The sequence below is a fragment of the Streptomyces sp. NPDC043680 genome (assembly GCF_056436685.1).
Genome location: NZ_JBWKCE010000019.1, coordinates 113,295 through 123,187 on the forward strand (window position 1 = coordinate 113,295; position 9,893 = coordinate 123,187).

Here is a 9,893-nt window from a genome sequence, read left to right on the forward strand (position 1 = left end):
GCGGGCTGCGGGCAGCCGTTGGGCTGTCAGTGGGGCGTGCGACGATGCAAGACGTGATCGTCTCGATGGAATCCCTGCTGCCGGCCGGCGGTGCGCACGCCTCGACCACGTACGCCGACTGGGTCGCCGCCCACGACCCGGACGCGGCCGGGACCGCGCGCGACCTCATCGAGGACATGCGCACCGAGCTCGGCCGGTCCTGGACCAAGCCCGGCCGGTTCCTGGACACGATGGCGGCGCGAGCGCGGCGGCTGCCGCCTGCGCACCTGCCGTGGTTCTGGGACACCGTGGGCCACCGGTTGATCGGCTACGGGAGCCGGCCGGGCGGGCGGGCCTATGCGGCGGCGCGAGCGGCCGAGACCCGGCACGGGCTCCCGGTGGATCCCGGCTACCGCCGGGCCAACGCGCTGCTGTTCGCGGCGGGCGGGGCCATGCCGGCCAAGGAACTCGGGGCACATCAGCGGTTTCTCGCCGCGACGCTGGAGCCGGCCGCGGCGCATGCGGCGCTCGAAGCGTTCCTGACCGCGTGGGCGGGTTCGGTGGCGGACCTGCCGGCGGATCTGGTGCGCCGGGTGCGGGCCTCGGCCAAGTCGGCCGGGTGCGGGGACGCGGAGGTCGCGCGCCTGGTCGGCGCGATCCTGTCGGTGACGCGGAAGAAGGCGGTACCGGACGCGCTGCTGGACGCCGCGGCCCCGCTCCTGACGACCCATCCGCCGGCGGACACCGTCGCCGCCGGACTCGTGGACGTCTTCCCTGACGGGGTCACCGACGGCGGCCCCTGGCTGCGGGTACTGACCGGCTGCGGCGCGGCCGACGGCATGGCGGCCGGGCGGCTGGTGCCGGAGGGCGGACTGCACCGCTGGGTCGGCCACTTCGTGCACATGTACCAGTACGCGGCCCAGTCCGGCGGCGGGGTCGCGCGGCAGCCGCTGCCCGACGAATTCCTCGACCTGGTGGTCCGGTTGGGGCCGCGACTGCGGGCCGAGGGCACGCCGGTGACGGTGCACACCACCCGGCACCACTACCAGGGCTTCGACGCGGACGTGCTGGACGCCTGCCTGGCGGCCGGGGTGGCGGTCGTCGACCCCGGCCCGGAGACCCGCATGCGGTTCTGGGGCGAGCGGTCGCGGCGCGACCTGGCCGCGCTGGCTGCCGACCCGGTCTTCGGCCCCCGGTTGGAGGGCACCGTACACGCGGGTCTGCTGCCGGGGCGGGCGCCGACGCGCCGGCGCCGGGCCGGCTCGGCGGTGACGCTGCTGCCGGGCAACGAAGGCATCGCCCGCGAGGTCGCCGGCCGCGTGGGCAAGCTCGTCGACACCGTCGCGGGCGGCGGCATGGCGGGAGCCGAGGAGGCCGTGGCCGAACTGCACACCCTGCTGGACCGGCCGACGGTGGCGGCGCTCGACGGCATCGCCGACGCCCTCGCCGAGGCGGGGGCGGCGGGCGCGCTGCGGCGCTCGCTGAGGGCCGGTCTGCCCGAGGAACTGGCCTGGCCCACCCTGGAGTCGGTGTACGCGGGGTTCGCGGCAGGGGCTGCTCCCGAGGAGGCGGCGGGGGGGCGCTGCCGGGGGGTGGCGGGGGTCACCTCCACCTGGCCGGTGCTCACGGTGTTCGGGCGGGACCGGGCGGTCGCCGTCGCCCCGGACGGGGTGCGCGGCTCCTGCCGGTTCACGGTGCCCGACGGCGCGACCATGTTCGCGGTCCACTACGTGGGCGGCTCCTTCCTGGTGAGCTGGACGCTCGCCCCGAGCCCCTACCACTGCGACACCGCCGTCTGGGCCGACCGTCCCGAGGAGCCGTTCACCCCGGACGAGGTGGGCGGCCTCGTGCCGTTCGGCGGCAGTCTGGACGGGGCGTACGGCTTCCAGTTCGAGACCGCCGACGGGGGCGGGCGGCACGGCGGGCGCCGGGTGCTGCGCCCGGGTGGCAGGGAGGGCATCGACCGGGACGAGCTGCAGCTCGGCGACGGCGCGCGGATCTGGACCAACGCCGTCTTCGGGCGGCGGCCGTGGGAGGCGGTCGACCCGGTCACGGGGGAGCCGCGGGGCGAGGTCGCGCTGCCCGGGTTCCCGGGCCGTCCCGCGGGCACCGATCCTGTCGCGGAGCCGTCCGAGGCCGGTATGGCCCTGGCCGTGGAGGCGCTGCAGCTGGCGCCGCTGCCCGCCGGTCTGGACGGCTCCCCGCTGGGTTGTCGGGACGGGCTGGTCGGGACCCGGGTGCTGTTCCGCACCCGGCACCGCGACCACGCGCCCGACCACTTCCTGGTGGAGAGCGTGGACGGGCGTACGGCCCGCTTCGACATCGACCGGCCGGGACAGGAGCCGTGGGGGCTGTGGGCGCCGCCGCAGGGCGCGGTGGAGGACGTGGTCCTCGCCGAGGCGCAGACCAGGACGGGCGTACGCGCGTACACCGCCGACGGCGTCCTGCTGTGGGAGCAGGACGGGCACACCTCGCCCCGGCATCCGCGGGGTACGCCGGTCCGGCAGGTCACCGTGTCGGGCGGCGTGGCCCTGCCTCCCGCCTTCTGGTACCTGCTGCGGACCCGGGACGCTGCCGGGTCCCGGGCGCTGCGGACCCTGGGGCAGGAGACGGCGGACGCCCTGCTGGCGGCCGGCCTCGCCGGTGCGGAGGCGCTGCGGGCCGCCGTGGCCCGCGAATTGCCGGACATCACCGACCCGGTGCTGGTCGAGGCGGTCGTGGCGGTGGCGGCCCGGGCCGCCCGCGTGGAGGAGCGCAGGCTCGCACTGCACCGGCGGGTCACCCTGCTCGCCGAGGCGCCGCCGGTCCTGCCGGCCCGGTCCGCGCCGGACAGCGAGCTGATCCCCGCGCTGTTCGGACTGGTCACGGACAGTGGCTACCGGGACGCGTGGCAGCGGACCGCGTACCCGGCGCTGCCGGCGACGGTGAACGCGCTGGCCGCCGACGGTGCCTGCCTGGCGGGGAGCATCTCCGAGGAGGTGCGGCGGCTCGCGCCGCCGGCGTTGCCGCGCGACTGGTCCCAGCTGCTGGGCGCGATCGACGCGGTGGCCTGGCGGGCCGCGGTGGCGCCGACGCCGGACGCGGCGCGGACCTGCCTGGTGGCTCTGCTGGACACCTGGGCCGATCAGCCGTTCGCCCGCGCGGGCGGCCGGTGGTGGGTCGGCCGCGCGCCGGGCGAGGTGCTGGACGGGCTGCGGGAAGCCGGGACCGCGGTGGCGTCGGGCGGCGGGCGGGGCTCGGGAGCGGGGCTCTGGTTCGTGGCTCCCGCGGCCGAGGACCCGGTGGGCGACCCGGTGCCGGCGGCGGTGCCGGACGCTCGGGCCGTCCGGGTGGAGCGGGACGACGCCGCGCGCCTGCGGGCCCTGGTCGCCGCCCTCGATGCGCACGGGCCGGTCCCGGTACCGGAGTCGGCCGCCGCGCGGTTCGCCGAACTCACCGGCGTGCGCTGGGCGGTGGCACGGCTCGTGGTGGCCGGCCTGGTCGGCTGCGCCGGTCGCGAGGAGGACCGTGCCCTGGCCCGCAAGGCCCCGTACCGGGCCACGCCCCAGACGGCCGAGTCCTACGAGCGGCTGCGCACCCGGCTCGGCGGCGCGGGGGCGCGGGCCGTGCTGGCGGCGGCGCTGCCCGAGGACCCGGCCGAACTGTGGCGGGAGGGCGGGGTCCTGGCGGCCGTTGAACGGATGGCCGGGGTCTGGCGGGAGCGCCTCGGGGCGGTGCCCGTCGTGCACGACGACGCGGCGGACGCCCTGGAGACCGAACTGGGGCTCTCCGAGGTGTGGGCCCGTCGGCTCACGGGCGGGTACGAGGCCGCCGCGGACGCGACCGTGGAGGCGGCGGGCTGGGAGCTGGCGGCGCATGCGCACGGCATCGCGGTGGATGTCCGGGCCGTGCCGCCGGCCGGGCCCGAGCTGCCGTACCGCACCCCGGTGGGCCTCGACGTCCGGCGGATGGCGTGCGCGTTGGTGTGGGCGTGGACGGACCGGCCCGTACCGGATCCCGCGGTGGCCGGCGCGCAGGCCCTGTACGAGCGGCTGCGGGCCGAGCTGGACCGCCCGGAGCTGTTGGTGGCACTGCCCGGCGGGCGGGTGCAGGACACGTCGGCGCGGATCGCGGAGCGGTTCGGGCCGGAGCGGCTGCCGGTGTCGACGGACCGCCGCAAGGAGGGGGGACCCGCACCGGTGACCGCGTACGACTCCGGTCCGCTGGTGGTGTGCGCGCCCGGCGGCTCCTCCTTCCTGCGGCCGGCGGAGCCGGCCGACCCGGAGGTGTGGCGGCGGGTCCGGGAGGTCACCGACCTGGGCGAGGAGCTGGATCGGGTGGCGCCCCTGCTGGCGGGCGGCGGCCTGGAGCGGATGATGCTGCGGGCCCGTTCGGGGGCGGTGCCGACCGGGACGTACGAGGCGGATCCGCGCCGGTCCTGCCCGGAGCTGGTCGGACGGGCGGCGCAGGAGCTCGGGGTCGGCGCGGACGCGGCGGCGCTGTACCTCCAGGTGGCCACGCTGGCCGCACCCACCGACCGTAACGTGCGGCGGTGGAACGGCTGGTCGACGAAGCGGCACGCCGAGGTCCGGACGGAACTGCTGGGCACGGGCGCGGTGGTGGAGGACAAGCGGGCGCGGGCGGGCCGGACCGTTTTCCTGCCCGGAGACTGGACCGACCTCAAGGCCCCGCACCTGCCCTTGGAAACCGTGAAACTGGCGACGCACCTGGTGCGGCCGATGTGGAGCAACGAGATCCACTCCCCGTTCGGGCGGATCCTGCCGACGGCACCGCTGCACGAGATGTTCGCGGCGGCCTGGGAGCGGCTGCACGGCAAGCTCGGCGGTGCCGGCTGAGGCCCGACCGGCGGCCGGTGCCCGTCCGGTGTGGACGGGCACCCCGATCTCGTCCCGACCGGCCGGGGCTTTTCGCAGGACTGTGGCGGGGTAGCCGACCAGGGAAAGGGAGCGCGGCGGGACAGACGAGGAGCAGCGGTGATCACTCAGGAGCAGCTTGCAGCCATGGCCGGCTGCACGGCTTATACGAGCGGCGGCCAGCGCGTGGGCGGGGTGGACTACGTCCTGGTGGACGACACCACCGGCAGGCCCGAATGGGCACGGATCACCGACCGGGCCTCGGGGCTGGGCGGTGTGTTCGTCCCCCTGCGCCACGCGGTGCTGGAGGAGGGGCGCCTGGTCCTCCCCTATCCGGTGGCGGTGATCGAAGAGGCTCCGTGCGCGGCGCTGGACTGCGGCAGCGTGCTTTCCGTGGCGGAGGAGGAGCAGCTGTTCGGGCACTACGACCTGAGGGACGCGCGCGAGGAGGTCAACGCCGAGGCCGGCGCGGGTTGGGGGCAGATGGACCGGGCGCAGGCCATTCAGGAAGGCACGGCCGGCCACGAGAGCACCCTGTCACGCCTGCGGCCGGCCCGGCCCGGGCGGTGAACCGGCCCGGGCAGTGAACCGGCCCGGGCAGTGAACCGGCCCGGGCAGTGAACCGGCCCGGGCAGTGAACCGGCCCGGGCCGTGAACCGGCCCGGGCCGTGCGGCACGCCGGGCCCGGCCGGTTCGCCGGCCGCACCGGGCCGGCCCGGTGCGGCCGCGTCAGACGGTGAGCACCGCCTTGCCCACGAGCTCGCGGGACTCGATCGCCTCGTGCGCCGAGGCTGCGCGTTCGAGGGGGAAGGTCCCGCCGATCACCGGGCGGAGGGCGCCCTCCGCTGCCGTACGGAGCGCCTGCCCCGCGAGCTCGGCATGTTCGGGGGCGGTCAGCTGGACGTCCCCGATGCCGAGCAGGCGGACACCGCGGGCTGCCGCATCCGCCGGGTCCACCTGGGCGAAGCCGCCCGTGGGGGCGCCGTGGGCCGAGAACCGCCCGCCGTCGGCGACCAGCGCGAACGCGGCCAGGCCGACCTCGCCGCCCACCCCGTCCAGCACGACCTCCGCACCCGCGCCGCCCAGTGCCTCGCGGGCCCGCTCCACCCAGTCGGGACGTGCCGCGTCGACGACGGCGTCCGCGCCCAGGTCCCGGACCAGGGCGATCTTGCGGTCACCGCGTGCCACACCGATCACCCGTGCGCCCGCGGCCTTCGCCAGCTGGACCAGTACGGTGCCCATGCCGCCGGAGGCGCCCACGATCAGGACCTGCTCGCCCGGCCGGACAGCCGTGGTCGCCAGCAGCCTGGCCGCCGTCACGCCGTCGTGCACCAGGGCCGCGGCGTCCGTGAAGGAGACCTCGTCGGGCACGACGGCCAGCGCCTCGGCCGGGGCCACGGCCAGCTCCGCGTAGCCGCCGGTGGAGCCGATCGAGGCGACGACACGGCGGCCGGCCCACGCCGGATCCACGCCCTCGCCGGTCGCGCGGACGGTGCCGGCGATGCCCCCGCCGGGAACGTACGGAGGGACCACCGGGAAGAACTCCCGGCCCCAGCCGCTGCGCACCTGGGTCTCCACGTAGATCGTGTCCACGGCGGCGACGGCCACCAGCACCTGCCCCGGTCCCGCCACCGGCTCGGGCACCTCCACGGGAACCAGTACCTCCGGACCGCCGAACCCGACCGCCTGTGTCGCGCGCATGGCACCCACCCTCACCTCGGCCACCGGGCCCTCCGGCGGCCGTGCCGCGAGTCTCGAACATCAACTGCGGTTGAGGTCAAACGCGGGAGGGCCGATCCCTTCCGGCTCCGCGCCGGCTCGCCGGGCGGCCGCCGTCGGCACACCGGGCGATCCGGTGTGACCGTTCGGATGCTGTGACAGGGTGGCGCGGGATCGGCCCGCGCTCCGTGTTGTGACATGGGCGGTCTGATCAGGCGCGGGTGGGAGTGGGTGGGTCGTCGGCAGGTGCCGGCGGGTGCGGGCGTGACGGCGCTCGTGGCCGGGCTGGCCGCATGCCGCAGCGGCGGCATGAGCGGCCCGGCGAGAGAGGGTGGCGCCCCGGGCACGACGGGGCGGAGCCCGACCGGGGCCACCCCAACAGCACGAGCGGCGGCCAGAAGATCGCCCCGTTCACCCTGCAAGGGCACAGCGACGGCATCCGCTGCCCCGTACTCGGCGCCACCGCCGACGCCGACCCCCTCGCCCGCAACGCCGACCTCGCCCTCGCCCGTCTCAAGGCACCCACCACCCTCCAGACGTTCACTGCGGCCGACGGCCCCGGCGACCACCAGGCACAGCAGAACCGGGCTCTCGCCGAAACCGTCATCATCTGACTGGATCGACGACACCCTCACCTGACCGCGTCCCTCCCGGCGGAGACCGGCCGGCGGTCGCCGGTGAGTTCCAGCCGGCGCCCGGTGAAGCCGGACCGCAGGCGCCTGTCGTGGGTGACCACGATCAGGGTGCCGGTGTAGTGGGACAGGGCCGCCTCCAGGTCCTCCACCACGGACGGGGCCAGGTGGTTGGTCGGCTCGTCGAGCAGGAGCAGGTCGAGCGGGGCCGCCGCGACCAGCCGGGCCAGCTCCAGCTTCCGGCGCTGCCCGGCCGACAGCACCCGTACCGGCGTACAGAGGTCGGCGGTGGTGAGCAGACCGAGGTCGGTGATCCGCGCTGCGCCGTGCGTGCCGAACAGCTCGACGCCGGAGCGGGGTTCACGGGCCAGCGGGTCGTCCTGCCGCAGGATCCCGACGCGGGCGGGAACCCGTACGGACCCTTGCTGCGGTGGGAGTTCACCTGCGAGCACGTGCAGCAAGGTGGACTTGCCCGCCCCGTTGGGGCCGGTCACCAGCAGCCGCTCCCCCGGCTCCAGCCGGAACGAGAGGGGCGCCAGCCGGCCCGGCACGGCGAGTCCGTCGGCTTCCACCACCGCCTCCACCACCGCTTCGGCCACTCCTTGGGCGGCGCCCGTGCCGGCGGTGAAGCGGCCGGTGAAGGAGAGCGGCTGCGGCGGCCGCGGCACGGGGTTCTCGGTGAGCCGCTGCAGTCGTTCCCGGGCGTTGCGGATCCGGCTCATCGCGCCGTGCGTGCGCGAGCGGGCCCGGAAGGCGCCGGCCCCGCTGAACGCGCGCGGTCCCTTGCGCGGGATCTCGCCGAGCCGTGCGACGTGGTGGTCGGCGAGTTGGCGGGCACGGCGGGTCTCCTCCTGCCATTCCTCGTACTCCCGCTCCCAGCGCGCCCGGGCGGCGGCGCGCGCGGTCAGGTGGCCGGCGTAGCCGTTGCCGTAGCGGTGGACGGTGTGCCGGTCGTGGTCGACTTCGAGGATGGCGGTCGTGACGCGGTCCAGGAAGAGCCGGTCGTGGGTGACGGCGATGACCGTGCCGCGGTGGGCGAGGAGGCGTTCCTCCAGCCATGCGACGGCCTCGTCGTCGAGGTCGTTGGTCGGTTCGTCGAGCAGCAGCAGTTCGGGCTCGGCGGCGAGGGCCGCCGCGAGGGAGAGCCGGGAGCGCTCTCCGCCGGAGAGCGTGCCGAGCCGGCGGTTCGGATCGAGCGGGCCGCGCTCACCGAGCCGGTGCAGGGTGGTGGCGACCCGCCGTTCGGCGTCCCGCCCGCCGCGCGCCTCGTACTCGGCCAGCAGCTCCTCGTACCCGGCGAGTTCGGCCGGCCCGGCCAGGTGCAGCCGGACCTCGGCCGAGCGGATGCGGTGCTCCAGGTCGCGCAGGTCCGCGAGCGCCAGGTCGAGCGCGTCGCCGACACGTGCGGTGGCCGGCAGGTCGAGGGTCTGCGGGACGTACGCGAAGCCGCCGGGCGTCCGTACGGTGATCTCCCCGTGGTCGGGAAGCTCACGGCCGGCGAGCAGCCGGAGCAGGGTGGACTTGCCGGATCCGTTATCGCCGACGACCCCCACCCGTTCGCCGGGCCGGACCGTACAGCTGACGCGGTCCAGGACGACGCGGGTGTCGTAGCGCTTGCCGACCTCGGACAGGACGATCTGGGTTGCGGCAAGTGGTGACGTGCGCAAGCGGGTTCCTTCCGCTGGACGACAGGACGCGTGCATGAATATCAACGAGACGAATCGTCTCGTCTTGCACGGAGGGAATCTAGCGGAGCATGCGCGGCAACGCAAGACGCTTCGTCTCGCCGATACTCCGCCCGCGTTCCGCCGCACCCGCGCCGGCGCGTGCGGTTTTGAGCCAACCCACTTGCACAAGACCCGAGTTGACCTGCCACTGACCTAACTTCTAGGGCATGCCGGTTCACCCCAGGAGGTCAGATTGCAGTCCAGGCGCCACCTCGCCGTTGCCCGTGCGCTACGGCGTTCCCACCTGCTCATCGCCTTCGCCCTCGGCTCGCTGCTGATCGGGATCGCTCCCTGGCTCGGGGTCGCGAGCTCGGTGGCCGCCGGCCGTGCCCCGGCGCCCCGGCCCGCACCCACGCCCTTCGACCAGCAGGCGGCCACGCAGTCACCGCACCACGGCATCGTCCCGGCGAACGCCATGGAACCGGCAGCTCCCGCTCTCGACCGGACGGGCTGGACGGCTACGGCGAGCGACGAGGAGACCGGCAGCGAGAACGGCCGCGCGGCCAACGTGCTCGACGGCAACACCACCACCCTCTGGCACAGCAAGTGGAGCGCCACCCCCGCCCCCCTCCCCCACAGCATCACCATCGACATGCACCGCACCGCGGTCGTCTCCGCGCTCGTCTACCGCCCCCGCGCGGACGGGGCGAACGGGCGCGTCGGCGAGTACAGCATCAGCGCCAGTACCGACGGGCAGAACTGGGCGAGCCCGGTGGCCACCGGCACCCTCGCGGACGACGGCAGCGCCAAGACGCTCGGATTCGCCCCGCAGGGAGCCCGGTTCGTACGGCTGACGGCCCTCACCGAAGCCGGCGGCCGCGGGCCCTGGACCTCAGCCGCCGAACTCGACCTGTTGGGCGACCCCGGCACCCCGGAAGCCACCGTCGACCTGCCCCGGACCGGTTGGACGGCCACGGCGAGCGACGAGGAGACCGGCAGCGAGAACGGCCGCGCGGCCAACGTGCTCGACGGCAACACCACCA

The 9,893-nt window shown here is 75.8% G+C and carries 6 protein-coding genes; 4 read left to right on the forward strand and 2 right to left on the reverse strand.

The annotated features are described in order from the left end of the window. Positions 1-53: 53 nt before the first annotated feature. Both AC0666_RS28545 and AC0666_RS28550 read left to right on the forward strand, forming a co-directional pair. On the forward strand, positions 54-4,814 hold the full coding sequence (locus AC0666_RS28545) for a hypothetical protein (RefSeq protein ID WP_478708606.1): 4,761 nt from the start codon (positions 54-56) through the stop codon (positions 4,812-4,814). A gap of 138 nt (positions 4,815-4,952) precedes the next feature. Next, positions 4,953-5,402, forward strand: a complete 450-nt coding sequence (locus AC0666_RS28550) for a PRC-barrel domain-containing protein (RefSeq protein WP_468963901.1) — start codon at positions 4,953-4,955, stop codon at positions 5,400-5,402. Positions 5,403-5,561: 159 nt separating this feature from the next. Here AC0666_RS28550 and AC0666_RS28555 read toward each other — a convergent pair whose 3' ends face one another. After that, positions 5,562-6,533: a zinc-binding dehydrogenase gene (locus tag AC0666_RS28555; RefSeq protein ID WP_468963900.1), complete on the reverse strand. Its 972-nt coding sequence runs from the start codon at positions 6,531-6,533 to the stop codon at positions 5,562-5,564. A gap of 311 nt (positions 6,534-6,844) precedes the next feature. On the opposite strand from AC0666_RS28555, the gene AC0666_RS28560 reads away from it, so the two are divergent. Further along, positions 6,845-7,165: a hypothetical protein gene (locus tag AC0666_RS28560; protein WP_478708607.1), complete on the forward strand. Its 321-nt coding sequence runs from the start codon at positions 6,845-6,847 to the stop codon at positions 7,163-7,165. Positions 7,166-7,182: 17 nt separating this feature from the next. On the opposite strand, the gene AC0666_RS28565 is transcribed toward AC0666_RS28560, so the two are convergent. Further along, positions 7,183-8,886 (reverse strand): ATP-binding cassette domain-containing protein, encoded by a 1,704-nt coding sequence (locus AC0666_RS28565; RefSeq protein ID WP_478708608.1) that lies wholly within the window; start codon positions 8,884-8,886, stop codon positions 7,183-7,185. A gap of 217 nt (positions 8,887-9,103) precedes the next feature. On the opposite strand from AC0666_RS28565, the gene AC0666_RS28570 reads away from it, so the two are divergent. Continuing rightward, positions 9,104-9,893 (forward strand): discoidin domain-containing protein (locus tag AC0666_RS28570; RefSeq protein ID WP_478708609.1); only part of this gene is annotated, 790 nt, incomplete at its 3' end.